This is a genomic window from Flavobacterium soli DSM 19725 (assembly GCF_000422705.1).
Taxonomy (GTDB): domain Bacteria; phylum Bacteroidota; class Bacteroidia; order Flavobacteriales; family Flavobacteriaceae; genus Flavobacterium; species Flavobacterium soli.
The window spans coordinates 84,640-104,060 of record NZ_AUGO01000007.1; the positions used below are offsets into that span (position 1 = coordinate 84,640).

20 protein-coding genes and 1 tRNA gene are annotated in these 19,421 nt (G+C 34.8%); 5 read left to right on the forward strand and 16 right to left on the reverse strand.

Annotation, left to right across the window (positions count from 1 at the left end; translation table 11 throughout):
- Positions 1–34: 34 nt before the first annotated feature.
- Entirely contained in the window at positions 35–868 is an 834-nt protein-coding gene (locus tag G508_RS0109515; RefSeq protein WP_026705098.1) for an OmpA/MotB family protein, read from the forward strand.
- Between the two features lie 122 nt (positions 869–990).
- Here G508_RS0109515 and G508_RS0109520 read toward each other — a convergent pair.
- The 11 genes from G508_RS0109520 to G508_RS0109570 form a co-directional block, all read right to left on the reverse strand.
- Positions 991–1,074, reverse strand: a tRNA-Tyr gene (locus G508_RS0109520).
- 174 nt (positions 1,075–1,248) lie between these two features.
- Positions 1,249–2,370, reverse strand: a complete 1,122-nt coding sequence (locus tag G508_RS0109525) for a TlpA disulfide reductase family protein (RefSeq protein WP_026705099.1) — start codon at positions 2,368–2,370, stop codon at positions 1,249–1,251.
- A 55-nt stretch (positions 2,371–2,425) separates the two neighbouring features.
- Complete coding sequence (locus G508_RS0109530) at positions 2,426–2,839, reverse strand: redoxin domain-containing protein (RefSeq protein ID WP_084625953.1); 414 nt, start codon at positions 2,837–2,839, stop codon at positions 2,426–2,428.
- Positions 2,836–3,579 carry a DUF4369 domain-containing protein gene (locus tag G508_RS18805; RefSeq protein WP_051197536.1) on the reverse strand — a complete coding sequence of 248 codons (744 nt, stop codon included), beginning with the start codon at positions 3,577–3,579 and terminating at the stop codon, positions 2,836–2,838. The genes G508_RS0109530 and G508_RS18805 overlap by 4 nt, the downstream gene beginning before the upstream one ends.
- A 100-nt stretch (positions 3,580–3,679) precedes the next feature.
- Complete coding sequence (locus G508_RS0109540; RefSeq protein WP_026705101.1) at positions 3,680–5,092, reverse strand: MBL fold metallo-hydrolase; 1,413 nt, start codon at positions 5,090–5,092, stop codon at positions 3,680–3,682.
- Between the two features lie 118 nt (positions 5,093–5,210).
- Complete coding sequence (locus tag G508_RS0109545; RefSeq protein ID WP_026705102.1) at positions 5,211–5,651, reverse strand: KTSC domain-containing protein; 441 nt, start codon at positions 5,649–5,651, stop codon at positions 5,211–5,213.
- A gap of 143 nt (positions 5,652–5,794) precedes the next feature.
- A complete protein-coding gene (locus tag G508_RS0109550) occupies positions 5,795–6,748 on the reverse strand; it encodes a Fic family protein (protein WP_035694504.1) in 954 nt (317 codons plus the stop codon).
- A gap of 62 nt (positions 6,749–6,810) precedes the next feature.
- Positions 6,811–8,595 carry a chloride channel protein gene (locus G508_RS0109555; protein ID WP_026705104.1) on the reverse strand — a complete coding sequence of 595 codons (1,785 nt, stop codon included), beginning with the start codon at positions 8,593–8,595 and terminating at the stop codon, positions 6,811–6,813.
- Between the two features lie 42 nt (positions 8,596–8,637).
- Positions 8,638–9,306: a DNA alkylation repair protein gene (locus G508_RS0109560; protein WP_026705105.1), complete on the reverse strand. Its 669-nt coding sequence runs from the start codon at positions 9,304–9,306 to the stop codon at positions 8,638–8,640.
- A gap of 96 nt (positions 9,307–9,402) precedes the next feature.
- Positions 9,403–11,085, reverse strand: a complete 1,683-nt coding sequence (gene ggt, locus G508_RS0109565; protein ID WP_026705106.1) for a gamma-glutamyltransferase — start codon at positions 11,083–11,085, stop codon at positions 9,403–9,405.
- Positions 11,082–11,666 carry an acyl carrier protein phosphodiesterase gene (locus tag G508_RS0109570; protein ID WP_026705107.1) on the reverse strand — a complete coding sequence of 195 codons (585 nt, stop codon included), beginning with the start codon at positions 11,664–11,666 and terminating at the stop codon, positions 11,082–11,084. The genes ggt and G508_RS0109570 overlap by 4 nt, the downstream gene beginning before the upstream one ends.
- Positions 11,667–11,759: 93 nt before the next feature.
- Here G508_RS0109570 and glmM point away from each other — a divergent pair, with 93 nt between their 5' ends.
- Genes glmM through G508_RS18810 form a run of 4 tightly spaced genes read left to right on the forward strand, consistent with a single transcriptional unit; the run spans position 11,760 to position 14,754 of the window.
- Complete coding sequence (gene glmM / locus G508_RS0109575) at positions 11,760–13,148, forward strand: phosphoglucosamine mutase (RefSeq protein WP_026705108.1); 1,389 nt, start codon at positions 11,760–11,762, stop codon at positions 13,146–13,148.
- Positions 13,149–13,158: 10 nt separating this feature from the next.
- On the forward strand, positions 13,159–13,779 hold the full coding sequence (locus tag G508_RS0109580; protein ID WP_157485949.1) for a hypothetical protein: 621 nt from the start codon (positions 13,159–13,161) through the stop codon (positions 13,777–13,779).
- A 6-nt stretch (positions 13,780–13,785) separates the two neighbouring features.
- Positions 13,786–14,433 (forward strand): peptide deformylase, encoded by a 648-nt coding sequence (def, locus tag G508_RS0109585; protein ID WP_026705110.1) that lies wholly within the window; start codon positions 13,786–13,788, stop codon positions 14,431–14,433.
- A gap of 9 nt (positions 14,434–14,442) precedes the next feature.
- The gene (locus G508_RS18810; protein WP_035694505.1) at positions 14,443–14,754 is read left to right on the forward strand and encodes a CCC motif membrane protein; all 312 of its coding nucleotides are present in this window, start codon (positions 14,443–14,445) and stop codon (positions 14,752–14,754) included.
- A gap of 57 nt (positions 14,755–14,811) precedes the next feature.
- Here the strand turns inward: G508_RS18810 and G508_RS0109595 are convergent, their stop codons facing one another.
- The 5 genes from G508_RS0109595 to G508_RS0109615 all read right to left on the reverse strand — a co-directional run bounded on the left by G508_RS0109595 (position 14,812) and on the right by G508_RS0109615 (position 19,421).
- On the reverse strand, positions 14,812–15,981 hold the full coding sequence (locus G508_RS0109595; protein ID WP_026705111.1) for a proline dehydrogenase family protein: 1,170 nt from the start codon (positions 15,979–15,981) through the stop codon (positions 14,812–14,814).
- A gap of 75 nt (positions 15,982–16,056) precedes the next feature.
- Entirely contained in the window at positions 16,057–17,484 is a 1,428-nt protein-coding gene (locus G508_RS0109600; RefSeq protein ID WP_026705112.1) for an SDR family oxidoreductase, read from the reverse strand.
- Positions 17,485–17,502: 18 nt separating this feature from the next.
- Positions 17,503–18,795, reverse strand: coding sequence for a DASH family cryptochrome (locus G508_RS0109605; RefSeq protein WP_026705113.1), 1,293 nt, complete (start codon positions 18,793–18,795; stop codon positions 17,503–17,505).
- 60 nt (positions 18,796–18,855) lie between these two features.
- Positions 18,856–18,993, reverse strand: a complete 138-nt coding sequence (locus tag G508_RS19830; RefSeq protein ID WP_084625954.1) for a DUF2256 domain-containing protein — start codon at positions 18,991–18,993, stop codon at positions 18,856–18,858.
- Complete coding sequence (locus G508_RS0109615) at positions 18,990–19,421, reverse strand: DUF2452 domain-containing protein (RefSeq protein WP_026705114.1); 432 nt, start codon at positions 19,419–19,421, stop codon at positions 18,990–18,992. The genes G508_RS19830 and G508_RS0109615 overlap by 4 nt, the downstream gene beginning before the upstream one ends.

A 19,421-nucleotide genomic window follows, 5' to 3' on the forward strand; every position in this document is an offset into this window, starting at 1 on the left:
CCCTAATTTTGTAAATAAATCTAAAACAACCGTTATGAAAAGAGTAATTCTGGCATTATCATTACTTGCCCTTTTGACCACCTCTTGTGGAACCAAAAAGAAAATCGCTGAACTGGAAAATAAAAACAAGGAAATTCAAAATTTATTGAATTCAGCCACCATCAAGTTGAACACTTGTTTGACTGAAAAAGAAGCAATGGCTAATCAAGTCGATTTTTTGAAGAAAAACAATTCTGATTTGATTAACAATATGGGTAACATGACAACTTTGTCTGCAAAAGGTGCCGAAAACATTGAAAAAGCATTAGAGTCAATCAAAGAAAAAGATTTAAAAATCACCAGAATGCAAGATGCTTTGACTAAAAAGGATAGTGTGACGCTAGCTTTGGTTACAAGCTTGAAACGTTCAGTTGGTATTTCTGATCCAGATATCGAAATCAATGTTGAAAAAGGGGTGGTTTTCATCTCAATCGCTGATAAACTATTGTTTAAAAGTGGTAGCTACGTTGTGAGCGACAGAGCAAAAGAAATCTTAGGAAAAGTTGCAAAAGTAGTAAACGACAAACCAGACTTTGAATGTATGGTTGAAGGTCATACGGACAATGTCCCTTTCATCAGCAACGGAACTTTATTAGACAACTGGGATTTGAGTGTGAAACGTTCTACCTCTATCGTGAGAATCTTGACAAAAGATTTTGGCGTTAACCCAAAACAATTGATAGCAGCCGGACGTGGAGAATTTGTTCCTTTAGTAGAAAACAACTCTGCTGAAAACAGAACTACAAACAGGAGAACTCGTATCGTAGTGATGCCAAAAATCGACCAGTTTTATGATATGATTGAAAAAGAAATGAAGAACAAGAAATAAATTCTAGTTTTCATATAATTCAAAGGCCTGAAATGATTTCAGGTCTTTTTTTTGTTCTCTTACCAAAGAAAGGAAAGCCAATAGAAAACAAAAAACTCTTTAGTTTCCTAAAGAGTTTTTGTTGGTGGGGAGAGCAGGATTCGAACCTGCGAAGTTTTCACAGCAGATTTACAGTCTGCCCTCGTTGGCCGCTTGAGTATCTCCCCATCCTTAAACAAATATGGTATTTGTTCCAAGCGGTTGCAAATATAGGAACTGTTTTGATGTTTGCAAACAAAATTTGAAGATAAATTTCAATTAATTTTTAAACTATTGGAATTGAATAAAATAAAAAATCTCCACGAGGGAGATTTTCTATTTTAATGCCAAAAAAGTGATTCTTACTTCAATATTTCGGCAACTTTTGCTCTTAATTCTGCACCTCTCAAGTCTCGAGCGATAATTTTTCCATTGGCATCTACGATAAATGTAGCAGGAATACTTTTAATATTGTAAAGTTGAGCTATAGGATCGTTCCAAAATTGTAAGTTAGAAACATGGTTCCATGTTAAGTTATCTTTTGCAATAGCTTCTTTCCATTTTGCGGCATCCTTATCAAGAGAAACTCCAATGATATTGAGTCCTTTTGCATGAAACTCATTATAAAGAGCTACCACACTTGGATTTTCCTTGCGACAAGGACCACACCAAGAAGCCCAAAAATCAATGATTGTGATTTTTCCTAAGGATTCTTTTAAAGATACCTGTTTCCCATCAGGATTTGGACCAGAGAAAGCTGGAGCAATACTTCCAACTGTTAACGACTTGAAATTATCAATCTTTGTCTTTACAGTCTTTCCAGGTTTTGTAGCTTTCAATGAAGCATCAAGAGTGTTGTAAACGGTTTTGATTTTTTCGATATCAACTTCAGGCTGGTTGAACATATTATCCAAAAACAAAACTGAAAGAAATGATTTTGGGTTTTTCTCAGGATAATTTGAAGTTATTGTCATCATCTCAGACTGCAACTTACCAAATTCTTCCATCAAATTGTTGATTGTAAGAGTGTCATTACTTGTTTGAGCCGCTTGCATTTTTGCCATGTTAGCTGCTTGAAAATCCTGCATTTTCTTTTGAATCTTCATAGCCGAAGCATTAAAACTTTGCAAGTCTTCATTGTTTTTAGTTCCACCAACTTTGCTTTTCGCAATACTGTCTTTATAAATCGTAAAGTTAATTTTACCGTTTTCAAGGATAAAGGCTACCTTACCTTGAATATCCTGAACCTGAATAAAATGAATTGAAGGTTCTGGAGTTTTGCCTTTAAAAGTGAATTTTTCGTTCTCTATTTTAACTGTATCAACTGGAACCATTCCCAGAACTTCATCCTGACGCTCCAAAATGACAGTTTTTCCGTTTTCTAATCCTTTCACTGTTCCTGTCAAAGTGAATTCATTGTCGATAATCACTGTAAAAGAGACTAAGCCAATTGCTAGTAATAGCATAAAAAATGTTTTTTTCATGTGCTTTTATTTTTTTAATTAATACAAAAATAGCCATGTTTCCATGGCTATTCAATTATTTTAGAAGTGAAGCAACTTTTGCTTTTAGCTCTTCACCACGAAGGTCTTTTGCAATTATTTTTCCTGATGCATCTAGCAATAAAGTAGCCGGAATCCCTTCAATACCATATTGCTTTGCAATTGGATCTTCCCAACCTTGAAGGTTTGAAATTTGAACCCAAGTCAGCTTATCTTTTGCTATCGCTTCTTTCCATTTATTGGCATTCGTATCAAGAGAAACTCCAATGATATTCAACCCTTTTGAATGCAACTCATTATATAAAGCAACCACATTTGGATTTTCTTTTCTACATGGTCCACACCATGAAGCCCAGAAATCGATAATAGTGATTTTTCCTAAAGATTGCTTTAAAGATATTTTCTTACCGTTAGTATCTGGAGCTGCAAAATCAGGAGCTATACTTCCTATTGCTGTGGAAGTGGCATCGCTACTGGACTTTTTTTTTCAGCTTCAGCCATTTCAGTAAGTCCTTTTTTGATTTTTTTTCCTTCTTTAGTATTTTTCAATTCAGGATCAAGATTTTCGAAATACTTGGTAAGTTTTGCAACATCACGATCTGGTTGATTCATCAACTGACCAATAAACATCAATGCCAAATAAGACTTAGGATTGTTTTCAACATGGTCAATAGTTAATTTTAAAAACTGCTCCTGAAAAGATTGGTTTTCTTTTATTAGAGCATTTCTTGTCACTGTATCTTGAGCAGCTTGAGCAGCATCCCATTTTTGCATATTAGATTCTCTAAAAGCCATCATCTTCTTCTGAATTTTTTCATATTCTTTAGAATAAGTGGTCAATTTGTCATTGCTATGTGTACCGCTAACAACGCTCTTGTTGATACTATCTTTATTTACTTTCAAATTGATTGCACCATTCTCAAGAACAAAAATAACTTTGCCCATTGTTGAATCGATTTGAATAAAGTGCAAACTTGGCTCAGTAACATCACCTTCAAATTTAAATTTTCCGTTTTCAACTTTAACAGTATCTAGTTGTACCCATCCTGTTGAATCTTGTTTTTGAAGATATACAGCTACACCATCTTTAACTCCATCAGCACTACCTTCAATTGTAAATTCATTTTTTCCAACCTTGTTACAAGAAACCAAAGTAGCAACAGCAAGTAATGACAAAAATATTTGTTTCATCTTTTAAAATTATTTTTTTATGATTTTAGATTGCAAAAGTATTTAATTTTATAAGCTTAGCCTATAAAACCGATTAAATTTTATGTATAATTTAATCTTTTTATTTTAGCGTTGATGGACAAACAAAATTCGTCAGTTTTAAACCTGCATTTCGAATTCCGCTGATGCCTTTTTCTACATTGATAAAATTATGAATTCCTCTTGATTTTAATATTGAACCCATAATGACAGAACGGTATCCACCAGCACAATGCAGATAGAAATCTTCATTTTTAGAAACCTCACTGAAGTTTTGATTAACGGTGTCCAAAGGAATATTCAACGCATTTTCTACATGTTCTGCAGAGAATTCACCTGGTTTTCTTGCATCTACAATAACACTTGTTTCAGATAATCCAGAAACAAATTCTTCTGGCGAAATAGATTGCATTGAATCGATTTCAAAACCTGCTTCTTGCCAAGCCGAAATTCCTCCTTCTAAATATCCTAAAACATTATCAAAACCGACTCTTGAAAGTCTGGTGATGGTTTCTTGCTCTCTACCTTCTGGCGTTACCAATAATAAAGGTTGTTTTACATCCATGATTAAAGCACCAACCCAAGGAGCAAAATTTCCTTGAATTCCGATGAAAATCGAATTTGGAATATGGCTTTTTACATAGTCATTTTCGTGACGAACATCCAAAACAATAGCTTCAGATTGGTTGGCCAAGGTTTCGAATTCTTTTGGACTCAAAGCCTTGAAACTTTTTTCGATAATAGTATCCAAACTTTCATATCCTTGAATGTTCATCATTACGTTTTGAGGAAAATAAGCCGGCGGAAGTCCCAAACCGTCCAATAATTCGGCTGTAAATTCTTCACGTGTCATATCTTCGCGTAAAGCGTAATTGGTTTTCTTTTGATTCCCTAAAGTATCGGTGGTTTCCTTGCTCATGTTTTTCCCACAAGCACTTCCTGCTCCATGACTTGGATACACAATCAAATCATCGGATAATGGCATGATTTTATTACGAAGCGAATCAAACAAATAAGAAGCTAATTTTTCCTGGGTTAAATCTCCCGATAAAGCTTGAGCCAAATCTGGACGGCCTACATCGCCAATAAACAAGGTATCTCCGGTAATAATACCATGCTGTTTTCCGTTTTCGTCGATTAGCAAATAGCAAGTACTTTCAAGTGTGTGACCTGGAGTATGAAGTGCTTTGATGGTATAATCTCCAACTTTAAATTTCTGATTATCGGTTGCAATTATAGCTTCGAATTCAGGTTTTGCAGTTGGTCCATACACAATTTGCCCACCTGTTTTCTTAGCCAAATCTAAATGTCCTGAAACAAAATCGGCATGGAAATGTGTTTCAAAAATATATTTAATCTTGGCATTATCTTTATTTGCTTTTTCAATGTAAGGTTGCACTTCTCTCAAAGGGTCAAAAATGGCTGCTTCGCCATTACTTTCAAGATAATAAGCTGCTTGAGCAATACAACCTGTATATATTTGTTCGATTTTCATTGTATTAGTTTTTAGTTGTACAAAATTAAGTATTTGTTTCTATATAAAAACTTAATTTTAGGGTATAAAAAAAGGCTTAGATAAAATCTAAACCTTACTTTTTATTTTTCTTCGAAAACTATTCTTGGTTTGTTGTTTTTCTCCAAGTAAAAGAATTCAAGATATGTCTTTTTGCAAATCTTCCTGGCGAATCAGCATTTACCATCTTTACATAAGTTGCTTTTGGCACACTGATATATTCGTAAATACTTCCGTTAGAAAACGTGATTTTCAATCTACCATCTACAAAATTATAATCTGTTATTGTTGCAGTAGCAATAGTTTCATTATACTCAGGTAGCAATTGCTTTGTAGTTTCTGGATTGATACTAACCAAATGATGATAAGCCTCAATGATTTTTTTACTAGTTTCTTCGGCAGCTGCCAATCCAGCATCATCGCCTTGAAATTTATCAGGATGAGCATCCTTCATTGCATTTCGGTAAATTGTTTTTAGTTCTTTCAACTCAACCGTCTTATCAACATTTAATAACTTTCTGTATTCAACTATTCTCTTCATAATGATATTGTAAAAGTTTGCCCTTTAGGAGTAAAAGAGGTTAGTCTCTTTCAAAATTGGCAATTTTTTGCAAAGGTACATTTAAAAAGAAGAAAAAAAACAGAAAACGATTATTTTCAAATAAAAAAAACGTTAACCAATGATTAACGCTTTCTTTTTCTATTTAAAATATAATTTTCGACAGCCTCTCTTGTAGTCAACCAGTTTCGACCTTCTTTGTAAGCATCAATCTTTCCTTGGCGTGCCAAAAGGCTGATGTATTCCTGTCCATAGGGCATATCGGGCTCTTTCACTAAATTTGAAATTTCAATGTATTCCTTATCATTATCAGGCATTGCATTCAAATAAATATTTAAAGTTCGCTCTAAAGCTTGAGTCATCAACAGCGTTAACTTTTGATAATTGCCACCATTTGCTTGATTTAGAGCTTCATAATATTTTTTCCTGTCATTTTTGAGAATGATAGCAGGCGGAAAACCACACCGCATCAATAGTAAATTCATCGCCAAACGAACAGTTCTTCCATTGCCATCAAAAAAAGGATGGATATAAACCAATTTATGATGAAAAACAGTAGCTAGCTCAATATCATTTAGTTGCAAAGGATTGTCGTTGATAAAAACAATTAATTCATCAAGCAAATCAGAAACTTTGTTTGCACTTGGAGGAACAAAATTTGCCCCAGTGATTCTCACGCCTCCATTTCTAATCCTTCCTGCAAAATCATCTTCTATGGAACGTAAAACCAAACCATGAAGCGAAAGAATATCAATACTTCTTAATTTATAATCATCATTTATAATAGAAAACAAATAGTTGATAGCCTTGTCGTGGTTATGGGTTTCAAAATGTTCCCGAAGTGATTTTCCCTTCACGGTAATTCCTTCTTGCAAAACCATTTGTGTTTCGCGAAGACTCATAGTGTTTCCTTCAATACTGTTAGAATTATAAGTCCATTCGATAGAAAGGCTTTCTCTGATTTTATTCAAAGCGACATTTGGCAAGGGCCTACTTGATTGCAAGGCTTGCTTTTTTTCATACAATCGATCAAAGGTTGTTTGAAGTTCTGTTCTATATGTCAAATCGATTTCCCACATAACCCCACAAAGATATTCTTATTATCGGATATATCAAAATTTAATCCTATCCGATATTAAGATTATTCTATTGTCATAGATTTCAATTTGGTACGGTAAGCTTCAAGTGCTACAGATTTAGAGATAAAACCAAGGTATTTCCCTTTTTGTATAACAGGAAGAAAGGCCACTTTGCTGGCTTCAAACTTATTCATAACCGTTTCCATACTATCGGTTGGATATACAATTTCAATTGGAGTCGACATTACATCTTTTACAGAGGTATATTTTACTTTGAAATTACTGAAGATAATTTCTCTAATATCATTGAAATGAATAATCCCGACAAGGTTCTTTTCTTTATCTACAACTCCAAAAATTACCTGATTGGAATGTGAAATCAAATCCACTAATTTTTCAAGATTTTCATCAGGTGAAACCGTTAGATAATCGGTCTGGATAATTTGATTTGTATCAATGGTAGAAAGAATATTGGTATCCTTATTACTAGTAAAAACGTGTCCTTTTTTAGCCAAATGCTTGACATCCATCGAATGCTTCTCAAATCTTTTGGAAACTGCAAAACTGATGGATGAAACAATCATCAAGGGAATCATCAAGTTATAACCACCTGTAATCTCTGCAATAAGGAAAATTGCCGTTAATGGAGCATGAAACAATCCGCTCAAAACACCAGCCATTCCTACGATTGTGAAATTACTGATTGGTAATTTTGAAATCCCTGTTAAGGTTATAAATTGTGAGAAGAAGAAACCTACATAGGAACCCAAAAATAATGATGGAGCAAAATTTCCACCATTTCCGCCACTTCCAAGTGTAAATCCAGTCGCAAAAACTTTCAACATCGCTGCCAAGCCTACAAATAATAAGAGTACCCATTTGTTATCTCTAAAATCGCTAAACAAAGTGTCTTGTAGCAACTTTCCTGGATCATTCTCAGATAACGTTTTAATACTTTCATAACCTTCACCAAAAAGCGTCGGAATAATAAAAATCAAAACTGCCAACATGGAAGCCCCAATCAATGCTTTTTTATAGGGCTTATCATTATATTTTGTAAAATATCTTTCGATTCTTTGAAACCACCTCGCATAATAAATCGTTATCAATCCTGTCATCAATCCGAGAAAGACATAAAAAGGAACATTTTGATAATCAAAATCCTGCTGTTTGCTAAACGACAGTAAAACATTCTCTTTCAAAAGTACAGCCGAAACAATCGCCCCAGTTGCCGCTGCAATCATAATTGGAGTAAAGGCAGCAATACTTACATCCACCAATAAAACTTCAATGGCAAACAAAACCCCAGCAATTGGAGCATTAAATGCCGCGGCAATTCCTGCAGCTACGCCACAGCCAATCAATAACGTTCTATCTTTATAGCTTAGCTTATAGGTTTGTGCAAAATTAGAACCAAAAGCTGCACCAGTAATTGTAATTGGTGACTCCAATCCAGCCGAACCTCCCAAGCCAACCGTCAGGGAACTTGTGATGATTTGGGCATACATTTGTTTTCGAGGCATGATGCTCGCTTTTTGAGCAACGGCATACATAATTTGGGAAGTACCTTTTTCAATTTTTCCACCTAAAACTTTCTTGATGACAAAGGCCGTTAATAAAATTCCTATTATTGGAAGAATACTATTAATGTAACTCAACTTAATAATTCCATTAATATAAGTTGCAAAAACAAAAACCCAGTGTGCAAAAGCTTTTAATATAATTACCGCCAAAGCAACCGATATTCCTACCAAGATACTGGCTAAAAAGATGAACTGTTTATTGGTTAATTTGGTTTGTCCCCAGGCTATTAATGATTCGAGTCGTTGTAAATATTTTTTCAGCATTTTTATTTTTTCTAAGAAAGTACGAAATTACTATTTTTATATTTAACCGATGTTTTTCAAGGCTTCCTTTTCACTTAAAGGCTTTAATTTTGCATTAGCGACAAATTTTTTAACATTCGAAGGATTTGTTTTCCCATATTCCCGTAAAGCCCAACCAATCGCTTTTCGGATAAAAAATTCATTCGAATCTGAATGCTTTTGAGATAATGCGAACAACAAATCAGCATTGGTTTTTTTCTTATAACCCAGTTGAAATAAAATGGCACTTCGGTTGAGCCACATATTTTTGGAATTTGAAAATTTCTCGATTACTTTTTCGGTTTCTTCAGGGAAATGAATCAAATATTCGCCTAAAAGATATTTGGCAATGACATCAACACTGTCCCACCAAGAATTGGTTACAATTAAAAACTCAATCAGGGAAATATCTTCTATCTTATAGTTGCCCTTTAGCTCTTTCATCAAAATTTCGATACCACAATAGTGCAATTCTCGTTGGCTTTTCAAAAGCAACTCTTTTGCAATATTCCTCGAATTTTCTGTAATTTCTTGCTGATGCTTTTTATAGGTCTCCTTAAAGATCAATCTTCTTTTTTCGGCTTTAACACCATAAAAAGAAAAATGATTCTTCATATAATTCTCCATCGCCACGGCATTTTCTGGATCGCTGTTTTCTTGAAATGCTTTCTCTAAATCTTTAATAAACCTCATTCGTAATTCTATTTTTTGTTGCCACAGATTAAAGGATTTTCACAGATTTCATTTAATATTTTTTTTTAATTCTTTTAATCTGTGGTAAATATTCCATCAAAACCCAACCGCTGTATCATCTCCTCTCCTATCGGCTCCACCTTCTAATCTCCCATCAGGTAAAACCAAAATTGCATCTACTTTTCCAATAACAGGAGTATTTCCTTGGTTGATGATATATCCTTTCTGCTTCAAATCATTTAATAAAGTCGAAGAAAAAGAATTTGGTTCGAAAATTACTTCATCAGGCAACCATTGGTGATGAAAACGAGGAGCATTCACGGCATTTTGCATACTCATCTCAAATTCATATACATTCAAAATCGTCTGTAAAACCGAAGTTATTATCGTTGAACCTCCCGGAGTTCCCAAAATCATATTCAGTTTTCCATCTTTTTCTACAATAGTTGGCGTCATCGAACTCAGCATCCGTTTTTCGGGAGCAATGCTATTGGCTTCGGCACCAACCAAACCATAAGAATTTGCAAATCCAGGTTTTGAACTAAAGTCGTCCATTTCATTGTTCAGAAAAAAGCCTAATTCCTCACAATATAGTTTTGAACCAAAAGCACCATTCAAAGTCGTAGTAACCGAAACCGCATTCCCAAATTGATCTATAATCGAATAATGAGTCGTTTCATCACTTTCATAAACCGATACATTTCCTCTCGAAACAGCAGCTGACTTTGTAGCTTTTTCCAAACTAAAATCGCTCATTCTTCCTTGCAAATAATTCTTGTCTAATAAAGACTTTACAGGAACTTTCACAAAATCAGGATCACCAAGATAATAACTTCTATCGGCATACGAACGCCTTTCAGCTTCAGTAATGACTTGAATTGTTTCTACTGAATTATGTCCGAATTCATTCAAATCAAATGGCTCAATCATTTTCATAATTTGACCCAAGCAAATGCCTCCGCTACTTGGTGGTGCCATCGAAATAATATTGAGATTTTTATACTTAAAAGTGATTGGAGTTCGCCATTTGGCTTCATATTTTGCCAAATCTTCCATCGTGATGATGCCACCATTTTGATTCAGATAATCAACTAGTTTTTGAGCCGTTTCGCCTTTATAAAATTCATCACGACCGTTTTTGGAAATCTTTTTTAAAGTTTCGGCTAAAGCCAAATATTGAATCGTGTCATTTTCATTGTAAACCTTAGCAACTAAAGAATTTTCGCCATTAGCTTTCAATAATTCATTTCTAAAATGAGAAAATTGTTTTTCTTGATTCTTGGTTATGACAACACCTTTTTCGGCCAATTCTATTACAGGTTTCAAAATAGTTTCAATGGGCAAGGTTCCAAATTTTTGATACACTTCGAAAATTCCTGCAATCGTTCCTGGAATGCCAACAGCCAAAGCCGTTTCGGTACTTTTCCCTGCAATCACATTACCATTTTCGTCCAGAAACATATTTTTTGTCGAAGCCAGAGGTGCTTTTTCTCGGTAATCTAAACTTCCGATTTCGCCGTTTGCTTTTCGGTACACCATAAATCCGCCACCTCCGATATTTCCGGCATACGGATAAGCAACTGCCAAGGCTAATTCGGTTGCAATCATAGCGTCAAAAGCATTTCCGCCTTGTTTCATTATTTCAATTCCAATTTTTGAAGCTTCCTCTCGGGCGGAAACCACCATTGCTTTTTCGGCCATTAAACCGGTTGGAATAATAGCCTTTTCGGTTTTACAACTCAAAAGACAAAGCATCATCAAAAGATACAGCTTTCTCATAGCATTGCTAATTTTCCTTTTACAAAACTCCTCATTTCTTCAAAAAAAGAAGTGAATTCTTCTTCAAAATCGGTATAAAATTCTTGGAGTTCGTTGACCGAAAATTGCATACCTGATTTATATTTTGTTCGACGATCCATCTGGCGTAAAATCTCTGACAATCCATCAATTGTAGCATAGCTTGACAACCAATTATATTCTACCATGTAGGGCATCATTTCCTTTGTCTTATCAGTAAGAATTGTATAATTTTCTTCTAATATTCGATAAAAATCAAGAGTAAAATCTTCCAACTTTATATTTGAATACTTTCTCCAGTTTTTTGCAAGGAAATGATCATAAAACATATCGATAATCACTCCGGAATAATGACCATATTTTTCGTGCAATCGATGCTTGCTTTTTCTAAATATCGGATGAAAATCAGTAAAAGTGTCAATTTCACGATGAAGTATTATGCCTAAACCAACTTCCTTTGGAAAATCGTCAAAGTTTTTCCCATGAATGCCATCGGCCATAAAATTGCCAATCTTGATAAAATCGTTGTCGCCTGAAAGGTATATGTGTGCTAAAAAATTCATTCGTCTAATTTAAAGAATTATAAACGAACCATTTTAATTTTTCAATTATATTTGTTTCATCTAAAATTTTAACATTCAAAATCTAAAATAAATATGACCTTAATAAAATCAATTTCAGGAATTCGCGGAACAATTGGCGGAAAAGTAGGCGATAATTTAACTCCGGTTGATGCCGTGAAATTTGCTTCGGCTTATGGAACTTGGCTGAAATCGTATTCTAATAAAGAAAAATTAATTGTCGTTATTGGTCGTGATGCCCGAATTTCTGGACCAATGATTCATAATTTGGTGGTAAATACTTTAATTGGATTAGGAATTGACGTGATTGATTTGGGTCTTTCTACAACGCCAACTGTTGAAATTGCCGTTCCTTTGGAGCAAGCCGATGGCGGAATCATCCTAACGGCAAGTCATAACCCGAAACAATGGAATGCCTTGAAATTATTGAATGAAAAAGGAGAATTTTTGAGTGGTGCCGAAGGTGCAAAAATCCTTGACATTGCTGAAAGAGAGGCTTTTGATTTCTCTGATGTGGATAATTTGGGAGAAATCACTTCGAACGATGCTTTTATGGACATCCATATTGATGAAGTTTTGAATATGCCTTTGGTGGATGTTGAAGCCGTAAAAGCCGCTAAATTCAAAGTAGTTGTAGATGGAGTAAATTCTTCGGGTGGAATCATTATTCCTAGATTATTAGAGTTAATGGGTGTTGAAGTAGTAAAATTATACTGTGAACCTAACGGACATTTCCCTCACAATCCAGAACCTTTGAAAGAACACTTGACGGATATTTCTGGATTGGTGATAAAAGAAAATGCCCATTTAGGAATTGTGGTTGATCCAGATGTGGATCGTTTGGCTTTTATCAGCGAAGACGGCGAAATGTTTGGAGAAGAATATACTTTGGTAGCGGTAGCCGATTATGTTTTGAGCAGAACACCAGGAAACACTGTTTCGAATATGTCATCTTCCCGTGCTTTGCGTGATGTGACCATTAAACATGGTGGAAAATATGAGGCAAGTGCTGTTGGCGAAGTGAATGTAGTAGAGTTGATGAAGAAAAACAATGCCATTATTGGTGGCGAAGGAAACGGAGGCATCATTTATCCAGAATCACATTATGGTAGGGATTCTATCGTTGGTGCGGCTTTGTTTTTGACACATTTGGCCTATAAAAAGATGAAAGTTTCAGAGTTGAGAGCTTCCTATCCGGAATATTATATGAGTAAAAATAAAATCGAATTGACACCACAAATTGATGTTGATGCAATTTTGGAAGCGATGACAGAAAAATATAAAATGGAAGAAATTTCTACAATTGACGGTGTAAAGATTGATTTTGCTGATAATTGGGTACATTTAAGAAAATCGAATACGGAACCGATTATCCGTATTTATACCGAAGCTTCTTCTCAAGAAAAAGCTGATGATTTGGCTTTGAGAATTATTGATGAGATTAAAGCTGTGGCTGGGATTTAAAAACTATAAAATGAATTTCCATATCAAACTCATTTTCATTTTACTGTTTTTTACAAACAGTTATGCCCAAGAAATAAAATGTGGTTGGTATGGAAAGAAATCCATTGCCGAAAGGGATAAAATGTTTCCTTTCAGTGAGGCTAAAAAAGTGTTGCTGATTTCATTTATTTCAACTGACGGAAGTAACATTTTAGTTCTTGATGATGATACTAGAATAGCTTTAGACACCACCAACATTGATAAATATCAAGTAAAATATTTAAAGTCATTTACTTTTTATCAAAACAAGGCTATCAAAAAATATTTTGCTAAAGAAATAGTTGAAATCGACAAGAATCAAATTGATACAATAAGTAACTTGCTATTCAATTACAAAATAAAAAATACTGATAAAATAAAAGGAGGAATCGATATTAAATGTTACACCCCTAGAAATGCTATTTTATTTTTAGACGAAAACAATAAAGTCATTTCAAATTTTGAAATATGTTTTGAATGTACGCAAGCTTACTTTTTCCCCGACCCATATAAAATCAATGAATTAGTAAGCCAAAAAAATTGTCATGAAAGAATGACGATTTTAAAAGATTTTTTTAAGTCTAATGGTATAAAATATGGCATCGAAAAATAATATACAATGAAAAACACCACACTACTCCTTTTCCTTCTAATAGCAACGAATCTTTCTGCCCAAAAATTTACCAAGGAAGAAAAAAAGCTCATCCAATCCGGAGATGTAAAAACAATGATGAAAGTCATTCAAATTACCGATAAAAAAGAGCTAAAAATCTTGACAAGTGTTTCCACAGATGTTGACCCAAAGGATGAATTATTGCCAGTACTAGCCGAAAGAATGTTCCTTTCAATGCGTGATCCAGCCAATCCAGGAATTGGAATCGCAGCGCCACAAGTTGGGATTAACAAAAATGTTTTTTGGGTTCAACGTTTTGACAAGGAAGGCGAGCCATTTGAATTTTATCTGAATCCGAAAATCATTTGGCGTTCGGCATTATTGCGAAAAGGAATGGAAGGCTGTCTTTCGATTCCAGATATTGATGGAGAGGTTTTGAGAAATTACACGATCAAGTTGACCTATTTTGATAGAGATGGAAAGTTTCACGAAGAAATAATCGAAGGCTTCACGGCTGTAGTTTTCCAACACGAATATGACCACTTGAACGGAATTTTATTCACCGACAGAATAAAGGAGCAAGAAAAACTTGAAGTTTCGAACGTTAGTGGGCAAATAAACCTATTTTTGGAAAAAAAATTAAGAAGACAATAAATCAACAAAATGGAAAAAAGAGAATTACCCAATGCAACAGCAGTTTTAGTTTTAGGAATTATATCAATCGTTTTAAGCTTTTGCTATGGTATTTTCGGAATAATATTAGGAATTATAGCATTGGTTTTGTCCAATAAAGATTTAAAATTATACAATGCAAATCCTGAAATTTATAATGGCATCCAAAATTTAAGAGCAGGAAGAATCTGTGGAATCATTGGATTAAGCATCGGTTCATTATTTTTCCTTATACTGATTGCTTATTTGATATTTATCGGTTCTATTTTACTTCCGTTGGCTGCTGGTGCCGCAGCCGCTTAAAAATATAATTCCAAAAAAAAGAGGCTGAATAATTAAATTCAGCCTCTTTTTTATATTTTATTTTCCTTTTCTTCGATTACGTTCAGTTTTGATAAGCGTCAGTTCACGACTGGTTTGCCCCGCAACCGAAGTATTTTCTTCCGCTCGACGGATCAAATACGGCATCACATCTCTAACAGGTCCAAATGGCAAATATTTCGCAACATTATATCCGTTTTCAGCCAAGTTATAACTGATATTGTCACTCATTCCGTATAGCTGACCAAACCAAATTCGATCATCATTCTTTTCAATATTGTTGATTCGCATCAAATCCATCAATTTATAAGAACTCAATTCATTATGGGTTCCTGCAAAAATGGCCATTTTCTCCAAATGTTCGACCATATAAACCACTGCGGCATCATAATTCACATCAGTAGCTTCTTTTGTAGCACAAATCGGGGACGGGTATCCTTTTTCTTCTGCACGCTTGATTTCCTTTTCCATGTAGGCTCCACGAACCAATTTCATTCCGATATAAAAACCGTCTTGTTTGGCTTGTTCATGTAATTTTTTCAAATAATCCAAACGATCCCAACGGTACATTTGCAAGGTGTTGAAAACAATGGCTTTTTCCCTATTGTATTTTTTCATCATTTCAGCAACCAAATCATCGGCGGCATCTTGCATCCAACTTTCTTCGCCATCAATCAATAAGGCAACATCTTTATCGTGAGCGGCTTTACAAACTTGGTCGAAACGCTCCACTACTCTATTCCATTCTGCTTGTTCTTCGGTATTCAAAGTTTGGCCTTCGCCTAATTTTTCATACAATTCAAAACGTCCAAAACCTGTTGGCTTGAAAACTGCAAACGGAATGGATTTTTTTTCTTCGGCAAAATCAATCGTCTTCAAGGTCATTTCCAAAGCAGCATCAAATTGGGCTTCTTCCTCTTTTCCTTCAACGGAATAATCCAAAACCGATGAAACGCCTTTTGTAAACATTTTATCTACCACCGGCAAACAATCGTTTTCATTTACACCACCACAGAAATGATCAAAAACCGTGGCTCGAATCAAACCTTCAACGGGCAAATGTGCCTTTATGGCAAAATTGGTAACGGCTGTTCCAATTCTCACCAAAGGCTGGCTATCAATTAGTTTGAATAAAAAATAAGCCCTATCAAGTTCGGTATCACTTTTTAAAGAAAAGGCAACTTGTGTATTATTGAAGATTTTTTCCATATGGGTCGTGACGAAAATGGTAAATTACTACTGAAAATTTAAGATTGCACAAATATAATTAGAATCTGATATTTTTTATTCTGAAAAGGCTATTCTTTTTATCATTCCGTTAAAAATAAAAAAATGGAACGGCAACATGCTGTACCAATACAACCTGCCGAAAATTCCTCTCGGTCGAAATGTGGCAATTTGGTGCAAATAATTGTCATCATCGATTCGAAATTCTAGCCAAGCTTCTCCTGGAAGTCGCATTTCTGCAAAAAGCAAAAGCCGCTTATTTTCTCTATCGGCTAACAAAACACGCCAAAAATCTAGCGAATCACCATTGTCTAAATTCGTTGGACTCGTTCGGCCGCGACGTAAACCTACTCCTCCAAAAAGCTTGTCAATCATACCTCGGGTTTTCCACATCCAATTTCCATAATACCAACCTTTTACGCCACCAATAGACCAAATATTATCCAATACTTGACTCGGATTTGTAATCTTGATTTTTTTACTGTCTTTCAAGCATCCGAACTTTGGAATTTGAATATAGTTTTTCAAATTGGTTCCGAAACGGCTTGTCGTCAAACTATCTTTCCAACTTGAAATTACTAAGTTTTGTTCTATTTTTTGAAAGGCAAGCTGAATCGCTTCGACATAGGAAATTGGTTTGATGTCGAGCATTTTTTGCAGTCGGTTGTCTTTGCAAATCACTTCGACTTTCATACTATCCACCAAGTTCATTGCTAATTTATAGGAAGTTGACGTCACGAAATACAACCAATACGACGATAATTTGGGTGTCATGAACGGCAAGGTCACAATCGCCAATTTGATACCTCGTGTTTTGGCATACAATTGCAACATTTGCTTGTAGGTAATCACGTTTGGACCACCAATATCAAAGGCTTCGTCGAAACAATCAGTTCTGTTTTGAACGCCAATCAGATATTTCATCACATCCCGAATGGCAATGGGTTGTGTTTTGGTTAACACCCATCTTGGCGTGACCATAACAGGCAATTTTTCGCATAAATCTCGGATAATTTCAAAAGAAGAACTGCCTGAACCCACAATGATTCCGGCTTTGAGAACCGTCAAATGGTGTTTTCCGTTAGATAATATTTTTTCGACATTATTTCGTGAAAGCATGTGTTTGGAAAGCTTTGGATCGTTGACAATTCCACTTAAATAAATCACCTGCCTTACCTTCATATATTCCGAATATTGATTGAAATTTTCGGCAGTTTTGGCTTCCATCACATCAAAACTTTCGGTAGAACTGGACATCGAATGAATCAAAAAATAAGCAATATCAATATTTTCAGGACAATTACCAAAGTTGAAATCCTCTAAAAAATCGACCTCCCAAATCTTAATGAGTGAAGCTGTTTCGGTATCAAGCCCTAATCGATTTGCATCCCTAACAGCACAAATGATTTCGTGCCCTTGACTGAGCAATTCTGGAAGCAATCGTCGGCCTACATAGCCATTTGCACCTGTTAGTAAGATTCTCATTTTTATAATTTTATCGAATTAATTTTTGAGCCATAAATTTCTAAACGCTTTATTTTTGTCATAATCATTCGCTTGTTTTTCGATATTGAAATAACGATTGCCTCTTGGGTCGTTACCAACTCCTGCCAAGTATGCCCAATTTCCCCAATTACTACAAACATCATAATCAACAAGTTGCTGTTCAAAATAGGCTGCTCCAAAACGCCAATCGAGTTTCAAATCATTGCATAAATAACTCGCAACGTTTTGACGTCCACGGTTGCTCATAAAACCTGTCATTTTTAATTCGAGCATATTGGCATCAACAAAATCGACTCCCGTTTTTCCATCGATCCATTCCTGCAATTGATGCTGATTGTTTTTATTGACTTGAATTCCTTTGCTTTGTATTCCTGCTTTTTGAAAAAATTTAGCATTGTATTTTTTCATCATAAACCTGAAATAATCACGCCACATCAACTCAAAAACCAACCAATAGGTCGAATCATTTGCTCCAAATTGGTGTTCATATTTGATAATTTCCTGGTAAATAAATCGTGGTGAAATACAACCCATTGACAGCCAAGCCGAAAATTTAGACGAATAATCGGAGCCAACGAGTCCGTTTCGAGTTTCTTTATAAATTGAAAGTGATTTTGTTTCAAAAAAATAATGGTTCAATCGTTTGATGGCTTCGGTTTCTCCACCTTTAAAATGTATCGCAGCTCTTTTGTCTATTGGTATAAATTCTAAATCTAATGCTTCGAAAGAAGGCAATTCTAAAGTTGGTATTTGAGGAGAAATGATTTCCTTTGGAGCTTCAAAAGCATTTCGAATCACAGCATCTTTTTCCGTTTTTTTTCTGAAATTGGTAAAAACATCTGGAATATCTTTTATCGAAAAAGGTAAATCTTCGGCATGATATAAAGTACTGGTGCTAATTGTTTCAAACTCACATTTCAGTTTAAAAAGTGTAGTTTGAACCAAAGATTCCGTTTGTTTTTCTTCAAATGCAACTTCTCTTTTTGCAAAAACTTTTGAAACTTTAAATTGCTGTACCATTTTAGGAATTTCGATTTCGGGTTTTCCTTTCAAAATCAATAATCCCGAACCTAATGCTCTTAAACTTTTATCTAGATCTTTCAAAGATTCGAGTAAAAATTGAGTCCTGTAACTTCCCGTTTTTTTAAATCCGTATTCAGTTGTTCCAAAATGAGCCTCATCAAAACAATAAACAGTAATAATGCTATTGCTTTGTGCAATTGCTTTTAGCAACGTTTCATTATCGTGCAAACGCAAGTCGGTTTTGAACCAAACAATGGAGGTTTTCATATCTATTTCTTCTTAAAGATCATGGGTTAAAAAGGCAAAAAAAAAAATCAAAAAACTATTTTACTTTTTACTTCTACATTTATCACTGCAATATTTTACGTCTTCCCAAACTTTTTCCCACTTTTTTCTCCAAGAAAAAGGTCGGTTGCAAACCAAGCAGATTTTTGAAGGCAAGTTTTGTTTTTTTACACCTTTCATCTTACATCAAAAGTAATCTTAGAAGGACTTTCATAAAGCAAAATCCACTTTTTATCGCTATTCAATTTGAAGGTTCCAATGTGTTCCTTGTTCCATTCTTGTGGTGCAATCAACGACAGGAAATGCACCCCATCTTCGCCTACATATAAATGATAAATTTCGCCAACTACAGGCTCAAATGAAAACTTGGCATTGTAAACCAACTCATTCCATTGATATTCTTGCATTAAATTTTGATACTGTAATTTGAGTTCGTCAAACTTGTTTTGAAATTCTTTATTTATAGTATCAATCCCACGACTTTTCCAACCTACAACATCATCCACTTTAATTGCAGGTGCACCAACATTGGTTCCGTAAGGCAAAATTGCAGCGTTATATCCTTTTTCATCAGAAAAAACGATGTTATCAGGTTTTTTAGTTTCCAT